The 22568-nt window shown below is 70.2% G+C and carries 20 protein-coding genes; 8 read left to right on the top strand and 12 right to left on the bottom strand.

Annotated elements, in window-relative coordinates; translation table 11 throughout:
* Positions 1-149: 149 nt before the first annotated feature.
* Positions 150-329, bottom strand: coding sequence for a MerR family transcriptional regulator (locus JX005_RS05605; RefSeq protein ID WP_223169206.1), 180 nt, complete (start codon positions 327-329; stop codon positions 150-152).
* 112 nt (positions 330-441) lie between these two features.
* Between JX005_RS05605 and JX005_RS05600 the strand changes: the two genes are divergently transcribed.
* Positions 442-1056: a hypothetical protein gene (locus tag JX005_RS05600; protein WP_214466427.1), complete on the top strand. Its 615-nt coding sequence runs from the start codon at positions 442-444 to the stop codon at positions 1054-1056.
* A gap of 386 nt (positions 1057-1442) precedes the next feature.
* On the opposite strand, the gene JX005_RS05595 is transcribed toward JX005_RS05600, so the two are convergent.
* Entirely contained in the window at positions 1443-2336 is an 894-nt protein-coding gene (locus JX005_RS05595; protein WP_246533562.1) for a DUF308 domain-containing protein, read from the bottom strand.
* A gap of 339 nt (positions 2337-2675) precedes the next feature.
* On the opposite strand from JX005_RS05595, the gene JX005_RS05590 reads away from it, so the two are divergent.
* Genes JX005_RS05590 through JX005_RS05580 form a run of 3 tightly spaced genes read left to right on the top strand, consistent with a single transcriptional unit; the run spans position 2676 to position 7536 of the window.
* A complete protein-coding gene (locus JX005_RS05590) occupies positions 2676-4811 on the top strand; it encodes a heavy metal translocating P-type ATPase (RefSeq protein ID WP_214466426.1) in 2136 nt (711 codons plus the stop codon).
* A 35-nt stretch (positions 4812-4846) separates the two neighbouring features.
* Positions 4847-6040, top strand: coding sequence for a M20/M25/M40 family metallo-hydrolase (locus JX005_RS05585; protein ID WP_214466425.1), 1194 nt, complete (start codon positions 4847-4849; stop codon positions 6038-6040).
* A complete protein-coding gene (locus JX005_RS05580; RefSeq protein WP_214466424.1) occupies positions 6037-7536 on the top strand; it encodes an Orn/Lys/Arg family decarboxylase in 1500 nt (499 codons plus the stop codon). The genes JX005_RS05585 and JX005_RS05580 overlap by 4 nt, the downstream gene beginning before the upstream one ends.
* Before the next feature lie 258 nt (positions 7537-7794).
* On the opposite strand, the gene JX005_RS05575 is transcribed toward JX005_RS05580, so the two are convergent.
* Positions 7795-8259, bottom strand: a complete 465-nt coding sequence (locus JX005_RS05575) for a hypothetical protein (protein ID WP_214466423.1) — start codon at positions 8257-8259, stop codon at positions 7795-7797.
* A gap of 181 nt (positions 8260-8440) precedes the next feature.
* On the opposite strand from JX005_RS05575, the gene JX005_RS05570 reads away from it, so the two are divergent.
* On the top strand, positions 8441-8611 hold the full coding sequence (locus JX005_RS05570) for a hypothetical protein (protein ID WP_214466422.1): 171 nt from the start codon (positions 8441-8443) through the stop codon (positions 8609-8611).
* Between the two features lie 26 nt (positions 8612-8637).
* Here the strand turns inward: JX005_RS05570 and JX005_RS05565 are convergent, their stop codons facing one another.
* Both JX005_RS05565 and JX005_RS05560 read right to left on the bottom strand, forming a co-directional pair.
* On the bottom strand, positions 8638-9339 hold the full coding sequence (locus JX005_RS05565; RefSeq protein ID WP_214466421.1) for a hypothetical protein: 702 nt from the start codon (positions 9337-9339) through the stop codon (positions 8638-8640).
* Positions 9340-9435: 96 nt separating this feature from the next.
* Positions 9436-9864: a DUF6855 family protein gene (locus tag JX005_RS05560; RefSeq protein ID WP_214466420.1), complete on the bottom strand. Its 429-nt coding sequence runs from the start codon at positions 9862-9864 to the stop codon at positions 9436-9438.
* Between the two features lie 155 nt (positions 9865-10019).
* Between JX005_RS05560 and JX005_RS05555 the strand changes: the two genes are divergently transcribed.
* Together JX005_RS05555 and JX005_RS05550 are read left to right on the top strand one after the other, a co-directional pair.
* Positions 10020-10394, top strand: coding sequence for a nuclear transport factor 2 family protein (locus JX005_RS05555; RefSeq protein ID WP_214466419.1), 375 nt, complete (start codon positions 10020-10022; stop codon positions 10392-10394).
* Positions 10395-10557: 163 nt separating this feature from the next.
* A complete protein-coding gene (locus JX005_RS05550; RefSeq protein WP_214466418.1) occupies positions 10558-11658 on the top strand; it encodes a fatty acid desaturase family protein in 1101 nt (366 codons plus the stop codon).
* A gap of 18 nt (positions 11659-11676) precedes the next feature.
* On the opposite strand, the gene JX005_RS05545 is transcribed toward JX005_RS05550, so the two are convergent.
* The 7 genes from JX005_RS05545 to JX005_RS05515 form a co-directional block, all read right to left on the bottom strand.
* Positions 11677-12078, bottom strand: a complete 402-nt coding sequence (locus tag JX005_RS05545; RefSeq protein ID WP_214466417.1) for a glucose-6-phosphate dehydrogenase — start codon at positions 12076-12078, stop codon at positions 11677-11679.
* Between the two features lie 120 nt (positions 12079-12198).
* Complete coding sequence (locus tag JX005_RS05540; RefSeq protein WP_214466416.1) at positions 12199-15597, bottom strand: error-prone DNA polymerase; 3399 nt, start codon at positions 15595-15597, stop codon at positions 12199-12201.
* Positions 15598-15678: 81 nt separating this feature from the next.
* Positions 15679-17376, bottom strand: a complete 1698-nt coding sequence (locus JX005_RS05535) for a DNA polymerase Y family protein (RefSeq protein ID WP_214466415.1) — start codon at positions 17374-17376, stop codon at positions 15679-15681.
* A gap of 1 nt (position 17377) precedes the next feature.
* Positions 17378-18154, bottom strand: coding sequence for a DnaE2-dependent mutagenesis accessory factor ImuA' (gene imuA' / locus JX005_RS05530; protein ID WP_246533561.1), 777 nt, complete (start codon positions 18152-18154; stop codon positions 17378-17380).
* 100 nt (positions 18155-18254) lie between these two features.
* Entirely contained in the window at positions 18255-18752 is a 498-nt protein-coding gene (locus JX005_RS05525; RefSeq protein ID WP_214466414.1) for an HNH endonuclease, read from the bottom strand.
* A gap of 360 nt (positions 18753-19112) precedes the next feature.
* On the bottom strand, positions 19113-20009 hold the full coding sequence (locus tag JX005_RS05520; RefSeq protein WP_214466413.1) for a M23 family metallopeptidase: 897 nt from the start codon (positions 20007-20009) through the stop codon (positions 19113-19115).
* Positions 20010-20267: 258 nt separating this feature from the next.
* Entirely contained in the window at positions 20268-20969 is a 702-nt protein-coding gene (locus JX005_RS05515) for an iron-dependent transcriptional repressor DtxR (protein ID WP_214466412.1), read from the bottom strand.
* Between the two features lie 135 nt (positions 20970-21104).
* On the opposite strand from JX005_RS05515, the gene serC reads away from it, so the two are divergent.
* Positions 21105-22217, top strand: coding sequence for a phosphoserine transaminase (gene serC / locus JX005_RS05510; protein WP_214466411.1), 1113 nt, complete (start codon positions 21105-21107; stop codon positions 22215-22217).
* The last annotated feature ends 351 nt before the right edge of the window (positions 22218-22568 follow it).

Here is a 22568-nt window from a genome sequence, read left to right as displayed (position 1 = left end):
CTGATCAGGCTGAACAGTGTCTGCCGCGCGATACGGCAGTACGCAGCGGCGCTTTCGTCGAACGGATGGGACCGCTGATAGACGCACACCGGTCGCTTGCGAACCCGTTAGACATGCGCGGCGACGTCGCACCGCCCATCAGGCCGCTATCAGGCGTCGACGCCGAAGGCGCGCAACAGCGGCACGCGGGGGATCATCCGGCGCGGGCCGAGCTGGACTGTGGGGATCGTTCCGTTCTCGATGCCGAGCTTGATCGTGCGGTAGTCGACACCTACGAGCTTCGCGGCATCCTTCATCGTCAGGGCAAGCGAATTCGGCGATGAGTTCATGACTTTCTCCTTCGCTGGATGGTAGATGTCATCACTTGCTCACGCACTGTACACCGGTGAGTGCTCGATGTCATCACTTGCTCGCGTTTCCCGAAACTGGGAAACTCGCAGCATGCCTGAACTCTCGATCGAACTGATCGACGACGAGATACTCGACGCCGGCGACGGCATTCACATTCCACGCTCGTGGGTCGCCGTCGTGACTGGCATTCCTGACATTCCGGGTGCCGTGCGGGCCCACGTCGTGTACGACCCGACGCTGCGGCGGGCGGCGGCTGAGTCGATTCGAGTGGATCGGAGCGGCCAGGGCGACGAGGTGACCACCACGCTGCTGCGCGACCTCCGAGTGCAGGCCATCGTCAAATGGGCTGCAGCTCGCGTTGTCCGCATCGACGGTGGCCTGTCTGAGCTCGAGACCTACGGACAATACCTGACACGACTGAGGGCGGACGAGTCGCGCTCCGAGGAACAGAACCTGCACGAGGCAGCCAGGCTGTACCGCCTCGCCTCGGTCATCAACGACGGCCCCCTCAAGCTCGTCTCGGAACAGCTCGGCGTCAGCGTTAGCACCGCGACGCGCATGATGAATCGGGCGCGTATTGCCGGCCTCGTCGACGAGGCCACCGGTCGCGAGGTGCTTGTCCAGGCTCGCGAGCAGCAGCTTCGCGAGCAGTTCACCGGACCTTCGGTCAGGCCAGGTTCATCGGGACCCTCGATCGGCCGCTGACACCATTGGAATGCGTTGAACCGCATTTGAGCACTTTGCAAAGCATGACGAGCAACTGTGAGCAGAACGCGCAAAATTGCACGCGTCAACCAGTGACCAATACCCGCTTGGCCGCATTAGGTTCTGAGATGCGCCTGAAGCCCCCTCCAGCACTGGCAACTCTTGCCCGCATTTTGGCCGCATTCCATTCGCCCCTGGCTGTTTTCGGACGTCGCTGGATGTCGCGGCGATCTCAGAACCCCGCGTAATTCCGCGGAAGTTGTCGTTCGACATCGCTATGCAGAATGCTCAAAACGTGTTCGAGTCCCTCTAGGGGTTGGCTGGCCCCTTCGGAAACGAGCGAGGGCCGGGGAGCTCGTGCCCCCGGCCCTCGCTCGTAGCGTTGCCTACTTGATGGCGACGAAGACGGTGTCTGCGAACATGCCCGGGCGCACGGCGAGCACGCCGTCGGCGGGTGTCGGCACCTGCAGCGCCTCGTTGCCGGTCGCCGATGCGTCGGTGTAGAGAGTGCTCATGGCGTCCATCTCGTCCGGACCGACCAACATCTTCTCCAGCGAGTCGACCGTGACGCCGGCAGCGGTCACGTACTCGACGCCGACCATCACGGGCATACCGCCTTCGGCGTCCTCACCGGTGTAGGTGACGGTGTAGTTGATGAGGATGTACTCGGTCCCCGCATCGGGGGCTTCGTTGAACTGATTCGCGCCGAGGATCTGGTCGGTTGCGCCGAGCGTGACCGAGTTGATGACGACCGTCCAGTCCTCACCCTCGACAGCGGAGCCAAGCGGAGCGGGGTTCTCGCGCGTGCCGACCTCAGGGGCGGCCTCGTCGGCGGTGCCTTCCTCCTCCACGACGGCAGTGTCATCGCCGGAGCTGACATTCACTTCCGACTGGAACGCGTTGCTGAACGACGTCGCAACGACGGCGAAGAAGACGATGAATCCGACGATGGTGCCGATCACCGACACGATGATCGCGGTCAGACCCTGCCATTTGGCCTTGTCCTTGAGGAAGAGCGAGATGATGCCGAGGATGAACCCGACGGGCAGCAGGATCCAGCCCACGATGAGCGCGCCGGGGATGCAGGCGAAGACGAAGCCGAGCGCCGCCGTGGCGAGCGCGATGATGCCGAGCACGTTCCGTGCCGGCTTCTGCTTCACAGGCGGAACCGCAGGCGGCACGAAACCGGGCTGCTGGGGCGGGTACCCCTGCGGCTGCTGGGGCTGATACGCCTGGGGCGGCTGCGGGTAGGACGTGGGCTGCTGTGGTGCGTCAGTCATTGATCTCTCTCGGTGGTGGACGGCTCTGGGGCCGCGGGAGAACCACAGCGCGGATCCTCGAGCGTTGGCAAGGCCAAGGAATGAGGTGCGCTCCGGTCGGCGCGCGACGAGGCATCCGATGGGCGAATCGCCCAGACTTCCCCCGCGCATTATGCGCGCCAGCATCGAACCTATGGCCACATCAATCCCTGGCAACGGCTCTTGTGCCGAGGCTGACGCATTCCTGAGCAAGCGCCATCCCATCGAAACTCCGAGAACAGAACGCGACGAACTTGGAATACCCTAGGGGGGTACCCACGTTGTCGACTGCATCACGCCAGCCTCACCGAGGAGAGCCGCATGGACGAGCACGACACCCACACGCACCACACGCCGCACGAGCACGACCACCACCCCACTGCGTCGACCATCGACGCCTCCACCCCTGAATCCCGCCAGGCACACGCCGACCATGGCGCCCACGCCGGCCACGGCACCCACCAAGACCACTCCGGCCACGCCGGCCACACCTCCCACGTCACCCGCTTCCGCACCCTCTTCTGGTGGAACCTCCTCCTCGCCGTCCCGGTCGTCGCGTTCTCGCCGATGTTCGCGATGATCCTCGGCTACTCGCTGCCCGACGCAGCCTGGGTCGCGTGGGTCTCCCCCGCGCTCGGCACGGTCATGTACGTCTGGGGCGGCGCGCCCTTCCTCACCGGCGCGGTCAGCGAACTGCGCGCGCGCAAGCCCGGCATGATGCTGCTGATCGGGCTCGCGATCACCGTCGCGTTCGTCGCGTCGTGGGGAGCGAGTCTCGGGATGCTGCACCCCGAGCTCGACTTTTGGTGGGAGCTCGCGCTGCTCATCGTCATCATGCTGCTCGGTCACTGGATCGAGATGCGCTCGCTCGCGCAGACCACCAACGCGCTCGACTCGCTCGCGGCGCTGCTGCCCGACGAGGCCGAGAAGGTCGACGGCGACTCCACGGTCACGATCGCGCCGGCCGACCTGCAGCTCGGCGACGTCGTCGTCGTGCGCCCCGGCGGACGCGTGCCCGCCGACGGCACGGTCGTGCAGGGCACCGCGAGCATGGACGAGTCCATGATCACCGGAGAGTCCCGGCCCGTCCGCCGCGGTGCCGGCGACCCGGTCGTCGCCGGCACCGTCGCGACCGATTCCGGGCTTCGCGTGCGCATCACCGCGGTCGGAGAGGACACGGCGCTGGCCGGCATCCGTCGCCTGGTCACCGAGGCGCAGAACTCGTCGTCGCGTGCGCAGCGCCTGGCCGACCGCGCCGCGGGCTGGCTGTTCTGGTTCGCGCTCGGCGCGGCCGCGATCACCGCGATCGTCTGGTCGCTGATCGGGTTCCCCGACGAGGCCGTGATCCGCACGATCACCGTGCTCGTCATCGCGTGCCCCCACGCGCTGGGCCTTGCGATCCCGCTCGTCGTGTCGATCGCGACCGAGCGCGCGGCCCGCAGCGGCGTGCTCATCAAGGACCGCCTCGCCCTCGAGAGCATGCGCACCGTCGACTCTGTGCTCTTCGACAAGACCGGCACGCTCACGAAGGGCGCTCCGGCCGTCACGGCGATCGAGCCCGCCACCGGTCACGACGCCGACCGCGTGCTGGCGCTGGCCGCCGCGGCGGAGGCCGATTCGGAGCATCCACTCGCCCGCGCCATCGTCACCGCCGCGCAGCACCAGAACCTCACCATCCCGCGCGCGACCGACTTCTCGTCGGCCCCTGCGGTCGGCGTCTCGGCCCAGGTCGACGGCCACCGCGTGCAGGTCGGCGGTCCGCACCTGCTCGACGAGACCGGCACGGCCGAGCTCTCGATCGCAGAGCACTGGCGCAACGAGGGCGCGATCATCCTGCACGTGCTCGTCGACGGCGAGGTGGCGGGCGCCCTGCGGCTGGCCGACGAGATCCGGCCCGAGTCGCGGCAGGCGGTCAGCGCGCTGCAGGACCGCGGCGTGGAGGTCGTCATGATCACCGGCGATGCCGAAGCCGTCGCGGCGTCGGTCGCCGCCGAGCTGGGCATCGACCGCTACTTCGCCGGCGTGCGCCCTGAAGACAAGGCGTCGAAGGTCGGGCAGCTGCAGCACGAGGGACGCAAGGTCGCGATGGTCGGCGACGGCGTCAACGACGCCCCGGCGCTCGCGCAGGCCGACGTCGGCATCGCGATCGGCGCCGGAACCGACGTCGCCATCGCCTCGGCCGGCGTGATCCTCGCCAGCGACGACCCCCGCTCGGTGCTCTCGGTGATCGAGCTGTCGCGCGCGAGCTACCGCAAGATGAAGCAGAACCTCTGGTGGGCCGCCGGCTACAACCTCATCTCGGTCCCCCTCGCCGCGGGCATCCTCGCCCCCATCGGCTTCGTGCTGCCCATGTCGGTCGGGGCGATCCTCATGTCGCTCTCGACCATCGTGGTCGCGCTCAACGCCCAGCTGCTGCGCCGGCTCGACCTCCGGCCCGACACCCTGCTGGGGCGCTGACAGCCGGGTCCCGACCCCGCGCTATCGTCGGAGCCGTGCCCTCACCCTCCGATCTCGGCGCGGCTGCCGTCGACCTCGCGACCACGCTCATCGCGATCGACAGCGTGAACCCCAGCCTCGTGCCCTCGGCCGAGGGCGAAGCGCACATCGCGTCCGTCCTCGCCGAGCGGCTCGAGGGTGCCGGCTACACCGTCGAGCTGTTCCCCGCGCCGTCCGACGCGCGCCGGGTCAGCGTGCTCGCGCAGCACACCGGCTCGCGCTCCGGCCGCACGATCGTGCTCAACGGCCACCTCGACACCGTGGGAGTGGAGGGGATGCCGCAGCCCTTCGCTCCGCGCATCGACGACGGCCGCCTCACCGGACGCGGCGCCAGCGACATGAAGGGCGGGCTCGCCGGGCTGGTGGTCGCCGCCGAACGACTGGCCGAACTCGACGCACCCGGCACCGTGATCGTCGCCCTCGTCGCCGACGAGGAGGACGCGAGCGTCGGAGCCGAGACCGTGCTGCAGCACCTCGCCGCGCGCGGCGTGCGCATGGACCTCTGCCTCATCGGCGAACCGACCTGGCTCGACTTCGCCGCCGCGCACCGCGGCTACTCGGTCGTCGAGGTCAGCCTCCGCGGCAAGGCGGCGCACTCGTCGCAGCCCGACGAAGGCGTCGATGCTGCGCGGGCGACGGGCGAGCTGCTGGCCTCGATCGCGCAGGCCGATGAGGACCTGCGGCAGCGGTCGCGGCATCCGCTCCTCCCCCACGGCTCGCTCATGGCCACGGTCGTGCGGGCGGGGTCGGCTCCATTCACCGTCGCCGCGACCGCTTCCGTCACCGTCGAGCGCCGGACGGTTCCGGGCGAAGCCGCCGCCGACGCGTTGGAAGAGGTGCGCGCCCTGGTCGACACGGTCACCGCCCGCACGCCCGGCCTGACCGCCGAGGTCACGCTCACGCATGCGCGCGAAGCATGGGAAGCGGATGCCGCGGGCAGCGCCGCCGAGTTCACGACGCTCCTCGGCGAGGCGCTCGTCGCCGCCGGGTCTCGGCGGCCCGACGCAGTGGGCGAGCCGTACTGGATGGAGTCGGCGCTCTGGCAGGCCGCGGGCGTGCCGACGGTGGTGTGCGGACCCGCGGGCGGCGGGCTGCACGCGGTCGACGAGTGGGTCGAGGTGGCGCAGGTCGAGCGTTACGCGATCGCGGTCACCGACGCCGTCGGCCGATTCCTGGAGGCACGCGCATGACCCCGACCGACCCGCGCGACCCTCGCGGCTACGCCGCCGACGCGCCGCTGTTCGAGGCCTGGCTGCGGTTCATGGCCGACGTGCGCGACGGGCGCACGATGCCGTTCAGCATCCCGGGGCACAAGCACCATCGCGACCTCGTCGGAGATGTGATCGCCGGCGATGTGCCGATGCTCGCCGGACTCGACACGATGAAGCAGGACCACGCCCTGCTCGCGACCGCCGAGGCCCGCGCGGCCGAGGCGTGGGGCGCGGACTGGTGCCGCCTCTCGGTCGGCGGCTCGACGCACGCGAATCAGGCGTCGGTGCTCGCGCTCGGGCGGCCCGGTCAGAGCGTGATCGTCTCGCGCACGCTGCACCGCTCGGTGCTGCTGGGGCTCGTGCTCGCCGGGCTGCGGCCGGTGTGGGTCCACCCGTCGATCGACGCGGCCACCGGCCTGCCCGGGTCGGTGCCGGTCGCCGCCGTCGAGGCGGCCCTCGCCGCGAACCCCGACGCGTGCGGCGTGCTCGTCGGCGACCCCTCGTACGTCGGCACGATGTCCGACATCGCCGGCCTCGCCGACGCCGCGCACGCCGCCGGCGTGCCGCTCGTCATCGACGCCGCGTGGGCCGCGTACTTCGGCTTCTCGCCGAGCGTGCCCGATCACGCCCTCGGCCGCGGCGCCGACGCGCTCATCACGAGCGCGCACAAGACCCTCCCCGCCTGGAGCCAATCCGCCCTCCTGCTCGCCCGCACCACGCGCTCGGGCGGGCTGCTCGACCCCGACCGACTGGAACGCGGGTTCGAGGCATCCGCCACCACCAGCGCCGCAGGCGCGATCCTCGCCAGCGCCGACGCCTCGCGTGCGCTGCTGCAGCGCGACGGCGCCGAGCTCATCGGCCGGCTCGTCGAGCTCGTCGCCGTCGCGCGTGCAGCTTTGTCGGCCATCGACGGCGTCGAGGTGCTGGTCGATCGGCCCGCGACTCACCCGGACGGACCGCTTGCGGTCGATCCCGCGAAGCTCGTCGTGCTGCTCGCGGGCACGGGCGCGCACGGGCACGCCATCGAGTCCGACCTGCTCGCCGAGGGCATGACGCTCGAGATGGCCGACCGCGACGTGCTCGTGCCGATCATCACGCTCGCCGACGACGAGACGACCGTCGCGCGGCTGGTAGAGACGCTGACCGCCGCGATCGAGCGTCACCGCGGCGAGCCCCGACGGATCACCGCGTCTGCCGCGTGGAGCGTGCGCGCCGAGACGGCCATCCCGCCCCGCGACGCGTTCTTCGCCCCGCACGAGACAGTGCGAGCGGATGCCGCTACCGGCCGCATCTGCGCCGAACTCATCGCCCCCTACCCGCCGGGTGTGCCAGTGCTGGCGCCCGGCGAGATCGTGACGGCCGAGGCGCTCGACGCCCTGCGCGCCACGCGTGCCGACGGCGGACGCATCGCGTACGCGGCTGATCCGACGCTCGCCACCGTGCAGGTGGTCACCGAGCCCTCGCCGGTCGAGTAAGCGGCCGGTCCGTCAGCCGCCGATTGAGTAGGCGCGCAGCGCCGTCCCCCGCCGGTCGAGTAGGCGCACAGCGCCGTATCGAGACCCCCGCAACCTCGGATCTCGATACACGCGGACTCGATCGACTCGAGTCGCGCACTTTGCCTGTTCTCGAGGACCGAATACGCAAAGTGCGCGATTCGAGCAGCAGAGCACGCGCTGCGAGCGTTCCGACTCGATCGGCGTGGCGCCCTCGCCGCGCGACATCCGGAGCGCTCGTCAGGGCGCCGCGGGTGACCGCGCGTGCTCGTCGGGGTGGTTGGGCGTCCAGCCGAACCAGCCGTCGTCGGAGGCGACGACGCTCCACGCGCCGCACGCGAAGACGGTCGCGGCGCCGTTCTCGCCGTAGATCTCCGGCGCGCCGTCGATCGCATAGCTCGGCGCGGACTGCCGGTCGACCTCCACGCACAGGTCGGGATCCAGTGGCGCGGAGCTCGTCAGCAGCAGGGTCGCGTTGCCGGCATCCGCGTTCGTCGATTCAACGATCTGGATGTCGGTCGCGTCAGCGGGCACCCACGCGGCATGCGCGACGGAGGCGTCGGGAGCGTCGGCCAGGGCGTCGAAGCTCGACGAGCGCTGCTTGTAGACGAGCTCGTCGACGACCGCGCAGCCGGGGACGGCGACGGCTGCGGCGGCGACGAGGGCGAGGGCGGCAAGACGGGCGGAGGTACGGGATGCAGGCATGACTCCAGCCTCGCGAACCGGCCCCGTCCGGTCGTCGGCCGGGCGGTGTATCCGCGTGCGACTCGAGGATGAGAATGCGTGGGCGCGGAGCATCCGACGTCGAACCGATCCGGCTGCGGCGGCCGGAATTCCCCCTCACGGAGGAGGCGATCGCCCGACCGGCGCTCGTAGCATCGATCGCATGACCGAGACGGCCTTCAAGCCCGGCGACGACGTCGTCACCCCGCGCACACGGGGCATCATCATCGACGTCGGAGCCACCCCTTCCGGCAAGTGGATCTACGGCGTCGAGGACGAGAGCGGCGAGGTCGGCTACTTCACCCACCGGGCGCTGCGTCACGCGCAGGACTGACCCGGTTCGCCCGAGAGCGAAGACGGCTACCCGCGAAGGATCGCGTAGTCCTTGTCGCTCACGGTGGCGTAGATGACCGAACCCGGGTTGGCCTTCTGCGCCGCCCGGTACAGGTTGTTCTCCGACTTCGAGATCTCGCGACGGAGCTTCCCCGTGGTCGGGTCGAACAGCCCCTTCGCCAGCTTGGAGTCGGCTCGTTCAACGACGATGATCGGCATGTCGTCCTCCTGGTCGTGGACAGTGATGGGATTGACGCGGAAGGCCGCTGCCGCAGCCGGAACCTTCCAGGGATCGAAGTCGCCGACGTGCCAGGTCTCACGCGGCTTGACGAAGTCGACACGGAATCCGGCGAGGCGGCACAGTGCGACGAACCTCGCCCAGGCGAGGTTGGCGTTGCCCGGGGCGAGGTCGCCCCAGTTCTGTACATCGATCGCCTGGCAGTCGCGCCCGCCGAAGATGCCCCCGTGCGAGGAGAACCCCGGCATGGCAGCCATGATCCCCAGACGTTCGCGATAGAGCACCTGCACGTCGAACGGGCGGAAGAGATTCCAGCCCGGGGTGATCCGCAGCGTGACCCCGTACTTGGCACGGCCGGTCGCGACCATCCAGTTCCACCGCGCGGCGGTGCCGGGCGGCGCGAGATGCTTCCACGCGCCGTCTCCGTTGCGCCCGCGACCCAGCGAGACGAGTTTCGACTCGGGAATCCGGCCATTGGCGAACTCCGGCATGTCACACCCCGATCCCCAGACAAGAGATGTTCGACCGGAGCATAGCGCGATCGCGTTCCGAGCGATATGGCTGCCGGAACGCGACGATCCTCCCGCTTACCCCGGCTGGACGATGGCCCGCACGCGGTTGTTGCGCGCGTTGTGCTCCAGTTCGACCAGGCCGAGCGCCTCGAGCAGCGGCGGCAGGTACATCGCAAAGCGCCCGCGGTAGCCCTTGCGCTGCCCGTACCAGCCGCCGACGAGATTGTCGGGCGACCGCCCCCATGCCTCGACGGTGCCGGGCGCCGGCTCCTTCTGCTCGTCCGCGGCGCCGAGCGGCATCCAGTCGTCGTGTGCGATGAGCATCTCGTGCAGATCGTCGACCGCGCGTGACAGGTAGGTGAGCTTCGTCGATCCGACCTGGCAGATCAGCAGCGGTGGATCCGCTTCGTCATCGCGGTGGATCGTGTAGTCCGACGTCAGCGGCGGCGTCTTCAGCCGCCACGGATCGTCGGGCATACCGCTGCCGGACCAGTGATCGATCATCGGATGCCTCTCCCGCCGCCCGTCGAACGGAGCATCCGCTCGACCATCGTCTGCCCCATTCTGCTCCCGAGTCTTTGAGCGCGGTAGGCACGGGTTTTCACCCGCCGGCTGTCAAGGGAATCGCTTCTGCCCTGCGCGGTTCATAGCGTTGCCCCATGGACATCGAGGACCTGGTGGAGTTGGAGCATCGAGGCTGGCGGTCGTTGTGCGACGGAACGGGTGATCGCTTTTACGGCGAGATCATGACGGAGGACGCCGTCATGCTGCTCGCCCACGGCGCGATCCTGAACCGCGACGAGGTCGCGGCGTCCTTGGCGAGCGCTCCCCCGTGGAGTGATTACCGGATCGAGGAGCCCCGGCTGGTGACGGCCGGCACTGATTCGGCGGTGCTGGTGTATCGCGGCGTCGCCACTCGAGAGGGCGACGACGCAGCGTTCGAGGCGCTGATGGCGAGCGTCTATGTGCAGCACGAGCACGGCATCAGACTGGCGTCCTATCAGCAGACGCCCGTCATTTCACGGGCGGTCTGAGATCGGGCCACGATCTGACGTAGCCGCGCGGCTGACGCAGATCGGAGGGGACGTTCACCCCGATGCGCTTACGGCCTGTCGGACGTACCCTTGACACAGGTGGCCTGGACCCCGTCATTGCGGGCACGCTTTGTGCGCGCTCCCCCATGACAGGTGTCTCGAGATGACCATCACCCCTTCCGGGCCCGTCCGGTCGACCGTGCGATCCACGGCGCCGAAGACGCCCAATCACTACACCGAGCTGTCGCAGCTGGTCACGGCGAGTGGGCTCATGCGCCGTCGCTACGGCTACTACTGGACGAAGCTCATCGCCGCGCCGCTCGTGCTCGCCGGCGTGCTCGTCCTCTTCGTCGTCATCGGCGACACGTGGTGGCAGCTGGTGACGGCCGCCGTTCTCGCCGTCGTGCTCACTCAGGTGGCGATGCTCGGCCACGACGCCGCTCACCGGCAGATCTTCCGCTCCGGCCGGTGGAATGACTGGACGACCCTCGTCATCGGAAACCTGCTCGTCGGCATGAGCTATGGCTGGTGGCAGCACAAGCACACCCGTCACCATGCGAACCCGAACAAGGTCGGCAGCGACCCCGACATCGAGCTGCCCGTCATCTCGTTCACCCCCGAGCAGGCTGACCGCCGGCGCGCCAGCCGCTCCGGACCGCTGCGCTGGCTGATCGCGCACCAGGGCGTGCTGTTCTTCCCGATCCTGCTGCTCGAGGGCCTCTCTCTCCACGCATCGAGCGTGCGCCGGGTGTTCGTGCGCGAGCCGCTGCGCCGCCGCCCGGTCGAGATCGCCTTCATCACCGTGCGGATCGTCGGCTACCTCGCGCTGGTGTTCCTCGTGCTCTCGCCGGGGATCGCGTTCGCGTTCCTCGGCGTGCAGCTCGGTCTGTTCGGCGTGTACATGGGCATGGCGTTCGCGCCGAACCACAAGGGGATGCCGCTGGTTCCGGCCGATGTGAAGGTCGACTTCCTGCGCCGCCAGGTGCTGATGAGCCGCAACGTGCGGGGCAGCCGGTGGCTCGACACCGCGATGGGCGGGCTCAACTACCAGATCGAGCACCACCTCTTCCCGTCGATGCCGCGACCACACCTGCGCGCGGCATCGGGCATGATCGCCGCCTTCTGCCGCGAGCACGACGTGCCGTACACGCAGACGGGACTGTGGCAGTCGTACGGGATCGTCGTGCGCTACATCAACCGCGTCGGGCTGGGCGAGCGCGATCCGTTCGCGTGCCCGCTGCTCGAGCAGCGGCAGGCGGTCTAGCGGAAACGCGAAGCCCGGTCAGAGCGTGATGGTTTCGCCGCAGACTCCGCAGAGACCCGTCGACGGAACCTCGACCCAGCAGGTGGGGCACACCGCGCGCGGGCGATCCTCGACCGAGGTGGGCCGGCGCGGAGCCGCGATGCGCTGACTGCGGCTCGCGGTCTTGCGTGCCGGCGCGGCGGGAGCGATCGGCGGTGCCAGCACGGCGGGGCGGTGAGCGAGGCAGTAGAAGCGCACATAGCCGTCGTGCTGCTTGGGGTGGCGGTGCTTGACCGCCCACAGCTCGGTGCGCGGAAGCAGCTCGGAGTCGCCGCCGCAGACGGAGCAGCGAGTGTCGTCGCCGGGGATGACGTCGGAGACGAGGGTCGGGGTGTCGAAGGCCAGGTCGTCCCGCCAGTCGGATGATGCGACGACCTTCATGATGATTCCCTTCGATGGCTCCGGACCGGCGGCAAGACACCGCCGCTCGAACAGAGCGCCTCTCTGAGGGTACTCGCCCCGGCTGGGCGCCAGATCCACGAGCGGATGCCACAGGCCGCCTCATCGGAAGTCCCGGGACTGGTGGTGAACCCCGACGCGCAGGTCTTCGAACCCATCGGCGAGGATGTTCGTGACTCCCTCGACCGAGCGCTCCAGCATCCCTCGCACGATCAATGCCGGCGAGTCGCGCACCACGCGGCGGTAGCGATTCCAGACCCCGACCGTGCAGATGATGTTCACGAGGCCGTGTTCGTCTTCGAGGTTGATGAAAGTGACACCGGATGCCGTGGCCGGCCGCTGCCGGTGCGTCACGAGTCCGGCGACCTCGACGCGACGGCCGGTCTCGTGCGCCCGAACCTCGCGCGAGGTGAGGACGCCCCGCGCATCGAGCCCGGAGCGGTAGTGGGTCATCGGGTGGTCGTCGGTCGAGATGCCCGTCGCCCACAGGTCGGCGGCCAGCTGCTCGTAGCTGGTGGGGTCGGCGAACAGCGGCGGCTGCACCGACACGAGCGAGTCGGGCAGGAACTCGGGCCGGTCGAGCGCCGCCGAACCGGCGAGCCAGATCGCCTCGCGGCGGGTGAGTCCGAGCCCGTCGAACGCGCCCGCCGTCGCGAGCGCCTCAAGCTGGGCGGCGGTGAGGCTGGTGCGGCGCACGAGGTCGCGCAGATCGCGGAACGGCCCTTCGGCGTCGCGCGCGGCGACGATGCGCTCGGCGACCTTCGCGCCGATCCCCTTGACCCCCGCGAGGCCGAGCCGCACCGAGAAGTGCCCGTCGCGCCGGTGGGCGGCGGACTCGTCGGGCGCGTCGATGTCGAAGAGACCGACCGGCGGCTGCACGCGGTGGGTGCAGGAGTCGAGACCGGTGGGCGCGACCGGTGAGGGGGCGACGGGCTCGAGGAGGGCCTCGACTCCCGACAGGTGGAGGTCGGGGCGGCGCACCTCCACGCCGTGCCGGCGGGCGTCGTTCACCAGTGACGCCGGCGAGTAGAACCCCATCGGCTGCGCGCGGAGCAGCCCGGCGAGGAACGCCGCCGGATAGTGCAGCTTGATCCACGAGCTCGCGTAGACCAGCAGCCCGAACGACAGCGAGTGCGACTCGGCGAACCCGAAGTTCGCGAACGCCTGGATCTTGGCGTAGATCGCATCGGCGTCGTCGCCGACGAGCCCGTTCTCGGCCATGCCGGCGTAGAGCTTCTCCTTCAGCGACTCGATCCGCTCGACACCCCGCTTCGACCCCATCGCCCGCCGCAGCAGGTCGGCGTCTTCTCCGCTCAGCCCGCCGACGGCCATGCCCATCTGCATGAGCTGCTCCTGGAACACCGGGATGCCCAGCGTGCGCTCGAGCACCGGCTCGAGCTTGGGATGGGCGTAGGTCACCTTCTCGAGGCCGAGCTTGCGCTTGACGAACGGGTGCACCGCGCCGCCTTGGATCGGCCCGGGACGGATCAGCGCGATCTCGATCACGAGGTCGTAGAACCGGCGCGGCTGCAGGCGCGGCAGGAGTCCCATCTGCGCGCGCGACTCGACCTGGAACACCCCGATCGAGTCGGCCCGGCACAGCATGTCGTAGACCGCCTTCTCCTCCTTCGGCAGGGTCGCGAGCTCCCAGTCCTCCCCCGTCGAGGCGCGGATCATGTCGAAGCAGTACTGCAGGGCCGCGAGCATCCCGAGCCCCAGCAGGTCGAACTTCACGAGCCCCATCCACGCGGCGTCGTCTTTGTCCCACTGGATCACCGTGCGGTTGTCCATGCGGGCGTGCTCGATCGGCACAACCTCTCCGACGGGCCGGTCGGTGAGCACCATGCCTCCGGAGTGGATGCCGAGGTGCCGCGGCGCCTTGAGCAGCTCACCGGCGAACTCGAGCACGCGATTCGGGATGTCGTGGCCCGGCCCCGTCTCGAGGTGCGCCCCCCATCCTTCGACCTGCTTGGACCAGGCATCCTGCTGTCCGGGCGAATGCCCGAGCGCCTTCGCCATGTCGCGCACGGCGTTCTTGGGCCGGTACTGGATCACGTTCGCGACCTGCGCGGCCCGCTCGCGCCCGTACTCCCCGTACACCCACTGGATGATCTCCTCCCGGCGATCCGAGTCGAAGTCGACGTCGATGTCGGGCTCTTCGTCGCGCAGGCTCGACAGGAAGCGCTCGAACGGCAGGTCGTAGGCGATCGCGTCCACCGCGGTGATGTCGAGCAGGTAGCAGATGGCGCTGTTGGCGGCGGAGCCGCGACCTTGACACAGGATGCCTCGGCGCCGCGCCTCCTGCACGATGCCGTAGACGATCAGGAAGTAGCCCGGGAAGTCCTTCAGCTCGATGACCCCGAGCTCCTTCTCGATGCGCGCGCGGTCTTTCTCGCTCAGGTCGGGGTACTTGCGGGGCACCGCCTCCCACACCAGGTGCCGCAGCCACGACATCGGCGTGTGACCCTCGGGAACCTCCTGCTTGGGCAGCGCGGGCTTGGCGCGTCGCAGCGGGAAGGCGAGCTCGTCGGCGAGCGTGACCGTGCGGGCGACGGCGTCGGGATGCCGCACGAACCGCTCCACCATCTCGGCCCCCGACCGCAGGTGCGCACCGGCGTGCGACGGCAGCCAGCCGTCGAGCTCGTCGAGCCCACGGTTGGCACGCACCGCGGCGACCGCGGCGGCGAGCAGCTGTCGCTTCGGCGCGGCGTAGTGCACGTTGTTGGTCGCGAGGAGCGGCAGGCCGCGCTCTCGTGCGAGCCCGGCGAGGATGTCGTTGTCGCGGGTGTCGAGCGGGTTGCCGTGGTCGATGAGCTCGACGTGCACGGCATCGCGCCCGAAGAGGCTCACGAGCAGATCGAGCTCGCGGGACGCGGCATCCGCTCCTCCGTCGGCGAGCGCGCGGCGCACCGCCCCCTTGCGGCAGCCGGTGAGCACCGCCCATTCGCCGCCTGCCTGCGCGGCGAGCTCGTCGAGGTCGTAGCGCGGACGCCCCTTCTCGGCGCCCTGCAGCTGCGCGTGGGTGATGGCGCCGGCGAGCCGGTGATAGCCCTCCTCTCCGCGCGCCAGCACGAGCAGATGCGAGCCGACCGGGTCGGGCTCACCGTTCTGCGGCTTGGGCAGCTCGAGCGACAGCTCGGCGCCGAACACCGTCTTCAGCTGCAGCGACTCGGCCGCCTCGGCGAAGCGCACGATGCCGTAGAACCCGTCGTGGTCGGTGATCGCCAGAGCGTGCAGGCCCAGACGCTCGGCCTCTTCGGCGAGTTCCTCGGGAGAGGACGCCCCGTCGAGGAACGAGAACGACGAGTGCGCATGCAGCTCGGCGTACGGGATGGCTTCGACCGGGCGCTCGATGCCCGGGGCGACGTAGGGTCCGCGCTTGTGCGACCAGGCCGGGCTGTCGCCGCCGTCGGCTCCTGCCGGACGCCCGGTCGGGCGACGGCGGTCGCTGAGCACCCGCTCGATCTCGGACCACGGCACCGAGGGGTTGTTGAAGCCCATCAGGGGTCACCGACCGTTCTCGTCGGGTCGGGGCGTTTCGTCTCGCTTCGCTCGCTCAACGACCGGGAGGGGGCGGCTCGCTCAGTCATAGGAGGCCTCCGCGGTCCAGACGTCGCCCTCGCACACCAGCAGCCACGCACCGCCGTCGGCGTCGACGACCTGGAACCGGTGCGCCCGCCGAGCACGCATCGGATCCCACGTGCGCTCCACGACCGGCCACGGCCCCGCCCACGCCTCGATCACGCGGCGGCGGCCGCTCTCGACCAGCACCGCCGGCACCGCTGAGACGACGCCCCGTTCGTCGACGTCGATCGTCTCGCCGCCGAGCGCGCGCACGTCGACCGGCACCGGCTCGGCGAACACCGTCGTGGGCAGCGGATCGGGCAGGCTGCCCGGCCACGGGCGCGCGCGCTGCGCCGCGAGGCCGTCTTTGCCGGTGGCGTGCCGGTCGCCCCAGGGCACGAGCACCTGCCGCTCGACCAGCCACCTGCCGCCGCTGATCTCGGGAGTCAGCACGCCCCGGTGCCCGAGCATCGCCTGCACGCGCGACAGGGCGTGGTGCACGCGCTCTTCCGGCCCGCCGCCGAAGATCGCCGGAGCGTGATGGGATGCCGCGTCGACCGCCTCGGGCGAGATGCGCACCAGCGCGACCCCGCTGCGCAGCAGCCCGCCCTCGAGCCCACCTTCACCGGGCTTGCCGACGTCTTCTGCCAGCTGCCACCGCACGCGGTCGACCACCGCCCCCGCGTCGAACGACCCCGGGTGCAGCCAGACCCGCTCGCTGCGCTCACCCCGGTCGCCGACGAGCTCGACCCGCAGCTCGGTGCACACGAGGTCGATCGCGCCGAGGCCGGCGATGAACTCGTCGGCGGTGACGCGCATGCCGAACGCGACCTGGTCGGCGATCTCGAGCGGCGGCTCGAACGCGATCTCGCGGTGGAGCTCGGGCGGCGGCGTGCGGGGTTCGACGGGACGCGAATCGCGCCCGCCGGAGAGTGCGTGAAGACGGATGCCGCGCTCGCCGAACCGCTCGCGCACCCGGTCGGGAGGCATCGCCGCGAACTCGCCGAGCGTCTGCACCCCGAGGCGGGCGAGCAGGCCGACCAGGTCGGCCGAGGCGGGCGCCGCACCCAATGGGGCTCCGCCCCACACCCCCGGCTTGCTGACGCGCGCCCCCGACGGGCCGGCCCCGAGCGAGGAGGCGTCGAGCACCGCCACGGACAGCGGCGCCAGGAACCCGGCGGCTCCGCCCGACGGGACGGAGAAGACCGGCTCGGCCGCGCTCGCCCCCGCCTGGGCGGCCTGCTCGGCCGTGAACGGACCGTCGGCGATGCCCGCACGCACGTCGTCGACCCCGAGTGCGTGCATCTCGTCGAGCAGCACGCGCGCCGCCTCGATCTCGCCGCCGTAGTAGCGCGCCGGGCCGCGTGCCCGCAGCGCGCACAAGCCGGGCCGCACCAGCTGTACGCCGGGAGCGCGCTCCTCGATGCGCGACACGAGGGGCGCGAAGGCCCGATGATCGCGCACCGGATCGGCCGGCACGACCGTGAGCCCCGGACACCGCGCCTGCGCATCACGCCGGCGCTGCCCCCGGCGCACCCCCTCGGCGCGCGCCGACGCCGAGCACGCCACCACCAGGTTGCGCTCCATCACCGCCACCGCGCGGCGGGGATCGAGGGGCACGCCGCCGGGGAGGCCCCCGCCGTCGCGCGTCAGCGCCGTGACGGGCCAGTCGGGGAACCACAGCACGAGGCTGCGCACGGGAGACTGCACCGCCATGTCAGCCCACCGCCCTCGCTTCGAGGGGGACGAACCGCTCGTCGCCCGGCCGCCGCTCATCGCCCGACCGCAGGGGCTCGACGCCGCGCACCGTCTCGGGTGCGGGCGACACCTGGCCCGAGGCATCCGGAAGCAGCACTCTCGACCGACGCGATCGCGGCCACCGCCTGCTCGAGGAGGTGACCGTCACCTCGCGTCCGGCGAGGTAGCCGTGGCCGCGACCCAGGCCTGTCCACGCCGGGTCGCCGATCTCGAGCACCGCCTCGGCCTGCGGCCACGGCCCCTGCACCAGCAGCACGGCCCCACGATCGCGCAGCCGGGCCGCCAGACGCGCGATCTCACCGTCGGCCGCGCGGCCGGCAGGGCGCACCGCCACGACGGGAAGGACCTCGGCGATGGTCGCCGTGACCGTGAGCCACCGGGCACCGGGATCGGGGATGAGCACGAGACGCGAGAGATCGACCCCGAGCCCCTCGGCGGCCTCGGCACCGAGCCGCGGCATGCCGACCACCCCGCACCACGACCCCGATCGCGACGGCTGCGACAGCAGAGCCAGCAGCAGCGACGTCGAGCGCGGGAGCGAGTACGCCGCCCCCGGCCGCAGGCCCCCGCCGGGAAGCAGCGAGGCGAGGGCGGGATGGACCGGCAGCACCGGGGCGTCGAGCTTGCGCCCCTGCACCCGCTCGAGCTGGGCCCGCAGCCGGGCCACCTCGCTGTGAGGCCCGGTTCTGGCCGGCTCTTGCGCGTGCACCGCCGTAAGTTGCACGGTCGCCCTCATTCCCACAGACTAGAACAGATGTTCTAGCTTTTCAATCGCAGGAATCGAAGATAACTCTAACCGACGACATCGCGCGCATCCGGCGCGAACGGCTCAGGGCTTATGCAGCGAGGGCGAGATACGGCTCCCATCGAGGGTCGGTGCGCTCGGTGCCGCGCACGGTCCACTGCCCACCCCGCGGCGGGTGAGGCGTGAACCGCAGCTCCCAGTGCATCTCCTGCGGGGTGCGATCGCCTTTCATGTTGTTGCAGCGCAGGCAGCAGGCGACGAGGTTCTCCCAGGAGTCCCCGCCCCCGCGCGACCGCGGCAGCACATGATCGATCGTCGACGCCGCAGATCCGCAGTAGGCGCAGCGGTGCGAATCGCGGCGCAGCACTCCGCGCCGCGTGACCGGCACCCGGCGTCCGCCGGGCACCCGGACGTATCTCGTCAGGATGATCACCGCCGGACGGTCGTACGATCGTCGGGTCCCCCACACCGGATCTCCATCGGTGTGCTCGATGACGGTGGCCTTCTCGTTCATCACGAGCACCAGGGCCCTCTTGAACGACACGACCGCGAGCGGCTCATAGCCCGCATTCAGCACCAGAGTGCGCATTGATCATCCTCTCGAATGGCCGGGACGGCTTCTCGGTATTCGACTTGCGGTGACGATCGAAGTGCGCAGGGGCACGAAAAAAGCGCTGTCTTATAGACAGCGCCATGGCGCCACGGTCTGGCCGTGGCATCCGCTCGTGCAATGCCGAAGGACAAGGCGTCCGAGCGCATCCGTGGTTCGGATGCGTGGTGTGATGCCCATCAGCTCCCTCCGCTTCTCTCAGCGTCGGGTTTCAGGCTAACGCACGCACACCGGGCAGGGGTCGCAGCCGCGAGTGAACGACGCGAGGCGTGTCGGCGAACGGACGATCCCCCCGACACCGTGGCGCCGAGGGGATCGGTGAGTCTGAGCGCGACCCAGTCAGCCGGCGTTCTGCTGCAGCCAGGCGTACGGATCGACGTTCGAGCCGTTGATGTAGGTCTCGAAGTGCAGGTGGTTCGCGGTCGAGCGGCCGGTGCTTCCGACGAGGCCGATGACCTGGCCTGCCTCGACGGTCTGACCGGGGACGACCTGACGGCTGCCGTAGATCATGTGCCCGTAGAGCGTGCCCACGCGCTGGCCGTTGATGACGTGATCGATCGTGACCGCGACGCCGTAGCCGCCGAAGCTCTCCTGCGAGACCTTCACGACACCGGATGCGGCGGCGAAGATCGGCGTGCCCGCGGGGGCGAGCATGTCGACGCCCATGTGAGCGCCGCCGCGTGTGCCGAAGCCCTGGCCGAGGGTGTAGCCGGCGAGGGGCCAGCGAACAGCCCCGGATCCGGCGGCGACCATGCTGAGGTCGACCTTCACGCGAGACTGCGCCGCCGCGACGCTCGCCGCCTGGCGGGCGCGCTCGGCAGCGGCCTCGGCGGCCTTCTTCTTGGCGATCTCCTCGGCGGTCGTGGCCGCGTAGCTCTCACGAGTGATCTGAGTGGATGCCGCGTCCGACGCGACGACGAGCGACTGGGCATCATCGACGGCCAGCTGCTGGATGGTCTTGGCCTCTTCGACGGGAAGGGCGGCGCCGAAGGCGGGAAGGGCGACGGTCGCGATGAGACCCCCGACCATGCTCAGGATCACCAGGCTCTTCAGCGGCTTGACGATGCGGTTCGCGCCTTTGGGCGCGGACGCGGGGCGAGCGACGGCAGGGGTCGGAGCCACCTTCGCGACCGCTTGGGGGCGGTGTCCGACCGGGCGTCGCACACGCGTGCGACGGGTCAGACTCGTCGCGTCGGTCTCGGGCTCGTTCGCGAGCGAATCGATCTGTTCAGCCAAACTGGTCCTCCGGCGCCTCTGCGCCGGTGGCGCTGGCTCGTCGGCATTCGGTGTCGGGGCACGATATGCGGGCTACACCGCGTGGACGACGAGCCAGAGAGGCAATCTACGCGGGATCCGTCGGCGGGCTTCTCGCCTAGTGGACCGTTCGAGGCTACCTGAAGGTAACGAATCTGTCACGTTCATCGGCTGGCAGTTCGCTGACCGGTCCATCCGCAACCGCCGGACGCGGCATCCGCTCGCTGTACTTCCGGCGCGTCAGCGGCGGTCGTCGACGAGGAAGATGTGCGAGGCGACCTCGACCGGAAGCTCGAGCCCCTCGTCGTTGCCGTGCATCTGCACCAGCACGTAGCCCTCGTTGTAGCGGTAGTCGCCCGAGGCGCCCGGCAGCACCCCGGCGCCCTTGAGCTGCTGCAGCAGCTCGGGATCGACCTGCGCAGGCTCGGCGAGGCGCCGGACCGTGCCCGTGATCGGCTCGCCGGCGTCGTTGAGGCGGCGCACGAGGCCGACGACGCCCTGCTCGAACTGGGTCGCCGGCATGTCGCCGAGCTGGTCGAGACCGGGGATCGGGTTGCCGTAGGGCGATTCCGTCGGGTGACCGAGCAGCTCGACGAGGCGACGCTCGACCTGCTCGCTCATGACGTGCTCCCACCGGCACGCCTCTTCGTGGACGTACGCCCAGTCAAGACCGATCACGTCGGAGAGAAGGCGCTCCGCCAGGCGGTGCTTGCGCATGACGTCGACGGCCTTCTGACGGCCGGCATCGGTGAGCTCGAGGCTGCGGTCTTCGGAGACGACGACGAGCCCGTCGCGCTCCATGCGCCCGACCGTCTGCGAGACGGTGGGGCCGGAGTGGCCGAGTCGCTCGGAGATGCGTGCGCGAAGAGGAATGATGTTCTCCTCTTCGAGTTCGAGGATCGTGCGCAGGTACATCTCTGTGGTGTCGATGAGATCGGTCATGTCGCGAGGGTCCTCGAATCGGTGAAAGCCGGTTAGGCCAGCCTATCTTGGCGGTGAGACAGCGGCGCTCGGCGGTCGGGGTCATGGGTTGTCATGCAGCCGCGGGCCATAGGGACACCGACCTAGAATCGAGCAATGGCCCACGTCCTGCTGCCCCGCGAGATCCTGCCCGCCGACGGACGCTTCGGCTGCGGACCGTCGAAGATCCGCCCGGAGCACCTCGAGGCCCTCGCCGGCCCGGGCGCGGCGCTGATGGGAACGTCGCACCGACAGGCTCCCGTCAAAGACCTGGTGGGGCAGGTGCGAGCCGGTCTCACCGAGCTGTTCCGGCTCCCCGCCGGCTACGAGGTGATCCTCGGCAACGGTGGATCGACCGCATTCTGGGATGCCGCGGCCTTCGGCCTCATCGAGAAGCGCAGCCAGAACCTCGTGTTCGGCGAGTTCGGCGGCAAGTTCGCCGCCGCCGCGAAGGCCCCGTGGCTCGAGGCCCCCGACGTGCGCCAGGTCGCCCCGGGCACCCGCACCTCGGCGGAGGCGGTCGAGGGTGTGGACGTCTACGCGTGGCCGCACAACGAGACGTCCACCGGCGTCGCGGCGCCGGTGCAGCGCGTGACCGGCGACGACGGCGCGCTCACCGTCATCGACGCGACGAGCGCCGCGGGCGGGATCGACTTCTCGGTCCACGAGGCCGACGTGTACTACTTCGCCCCGCAGAAGAACCTCGGCTCGGACGGCGGCCTGTGGTTCGCACTCGTCTCGCCCGCCGCGATCGAGCGGATCGAGCGGATCGCCGCCTCCGGCCGGTACATCCCCGACTTCCTGAGCCTCAAGAACGCCCTCGACAACTCGCGGCTGAACCAGACGCTCAACACCCCGGCCCTCGCGACGCTGTTCCTGCTCGACCGGCAGCTCGACTGGATCCGCGACAACGGCGGGCTGCAGTGGGCCGACGCCCGCACGAGGGAGTCGTCGCAGGCGCTGTACGACTGGGCCGAGGCATCCGCTTTCGCCACTCCCTTCGTCGCCGACCCCGCCGACCGATCCCCCGTCGTCGCGACGATCGACTTCGACGACAGCGTCGACGCCGCCGCGGTCGCGAAGAGCCTGCGGGCCAACGGCATCGTCGACACCGAGCCGTACCGCAAGCTGGGCCGCAACCAGCTGCGCGTTGCGACGTTCGTGTCGATCGACCCCGACGACGTGCGGCAGCTGATCAAGGCGATCGATTACACGATCGAGCGCCTCTAGCTCACTCGGACGTTCGAGGCGTTTCGTCTCGCGCGCTTCGCGGGCTCGCTCAACGACCCGCAGGCAGCGTGAGGCGTTTCGTCTCGCGCGCTTCGCGGGCTCGCTCAACGACCCCGGGGCAGCGTTGCGCGGGCTCGCTCAACGACCGGGGGGCAGCGTGACGCGTTTCGTCTCGCGCGCTTCGCGGGCTCGCTCAACGACCCGGGGTCAGCGCTCCGCGGGCTCGCTCAACGACCCGAGGGTCAGCCCTCTGTGTTGAGAGTCCAGGACGTGCCGCGGCGCGGCCGCGCAGGACGGCGTGTCCTGGACGCTCAACGCCGGGAAGAGCCCGGTCGTTGAGCGAGCGGAGCG

This window comes from Microbacterium flavescens, assembly GCF_018588945.1.
GTDB classification, from domain to species: Bacteria; Actinomycetota; Actinomycetes; order Actinomycetales; family Microbacteriaceae; genus Microbacterium; species Microbacterium flavescens.
Note: the sequence above shows the minus strand (reverse complement) of the source record. Positions and strands in the feature narration are given on the sequence as shown.

What these genes read in the sequence shown, in the direction of transcription:
- JX005_RS05605 (WP_223169206.1), bottom strand. Translation starts at nt 329, where the DNA reads ATGAACTCATCGCCGAATTCGCTTGCCCTGACGATGAAGGATGCCGCG.
- JX005_RS05600 (WP_214466427.1), top strand. Translation starts at nt 442, where the DNA reads ATGCCTGAACTCTCGATCGAACTGATCGACGACGAGATACTCGACGCC.
- JX005_RS05595 (WP_246533562.1), bottom strand. Translation starts at nt 2,336, where the DNA reads ATGACTGACGCACCACAGCAGCCCACGTCCTACCCGCAGCCGCCCCAG.
- JX005_RS05590 (WP_214466426.1), top strand. Translation starts at nt 2,676, where the DNA reads ATGGACGAGCACGACACCCACACGCACCACACGCCGCACGAGCACGAC.
- JX005_RS05580 (WP_214466424.1), top strand. Translation starts at nt 6,037, where the DNA reads ATGACCCCGACCGACCCGCGCGACCCTCGCGGCTACGCCGCCGACGCG.
- JX005_RS05575 (WP_214466423.1), bottom strand. Translation starts at nt 8,259, where the DNA reads ATGCCTGCATCCCGTACCTCCGCCCGTCTTGCCGCCCTCGCCCTCGTC.
- JX005_RS05570 (WP_214466422.1), top strand. Translation starts at nt 8,441, where the DNA reads ATGACCGAGACGGCCTTCAAGCCCGGCGACGACGTCGTCACCCCGCGC.
- JX005_RS05565 (WP_214466421.1), bottom strand. Translation starts at nt 9,339, where the DNA reads ATGCCGGAGTTCGCCAATGGCCGGATTCCCGAGTCGAAACTCGTCTCG.
- JX005_RS05560 (WP_214466420.1), bottom strand. Translation starts at nt 9,864, where the DNA reads ATGATCGATCACTGGTCCGGCAGCGGTATGCCCGACGATCCGTGGCGG.
- JX005_RS05555 (WP_214466419.1), top strand. Translation starts at nt 10,020, where the DNA reads ATGGACATCGAGGACCTGGTGGAGTTGGAGCATCGAGGCTGGCGGTCG.
- JX005_RS05550 (WP_214466418.1), top strand. Translation starts at nt 10,558, where the DNA reads ATGACCATCACCCCTTCCGGGCCCGTCCGGTCGACCGTGCGATCCACG.
- JX005_RS05545 (WP_214466417.1), bottom strand. Translation starts at nt 12,078, where the DNA reads ATGAAGGTCGTCGCATCATCCGACTGGCGGGACGACCTGGCCTTCGAC.
- JX005_RS05540 (WP_214466416.1), bottom strand. Translation starts at nt 15,597, where the DNA reads ATGGGCTTCAACAACCCCTCGGTGCCGTGGTCCGAGATCGAGCGGGTG.
- JX005_RS05535 (WP_214466415.1), bottom strand. Translation starts at nt 17,376, where the DNA reads ATGGCGGTGCAGTCTCCCGTGCGCAGCCTCGTGCTGTGGTTCCCCGAC.
- imuA' (WP_246533561.1), bottom strand. Translation starts at nt 18,154, where the DNA reads ATGAGGGCGACCGTGCAACTTACGGCGGTGCACGCGCAAGAGCCGGCC.
- JX005_RS05525 (WP_214466414.1), bottom strand. Translation starts at nt 18,752, where the DNA reads ATGCGCACTCTGGTGCTGAATGCGGGCTATGAGCCGCTCGCGGTCGTG.
- JX005_RS05515 (WP_214466412.1), bottom strand. Translation starts at nt 20,969, where the DNA reads ATGACCGATCTCATCGACACCACAGAGATGTACCTGCGCACGATCCTC.
- serC (WP_214466411.1), top strand. Translation starts at nt 21,105, where the DNA reads ATGGCCCACGTCCTGCTGCCCCGCGAGATCCTGCCCGCCGACGGACGC.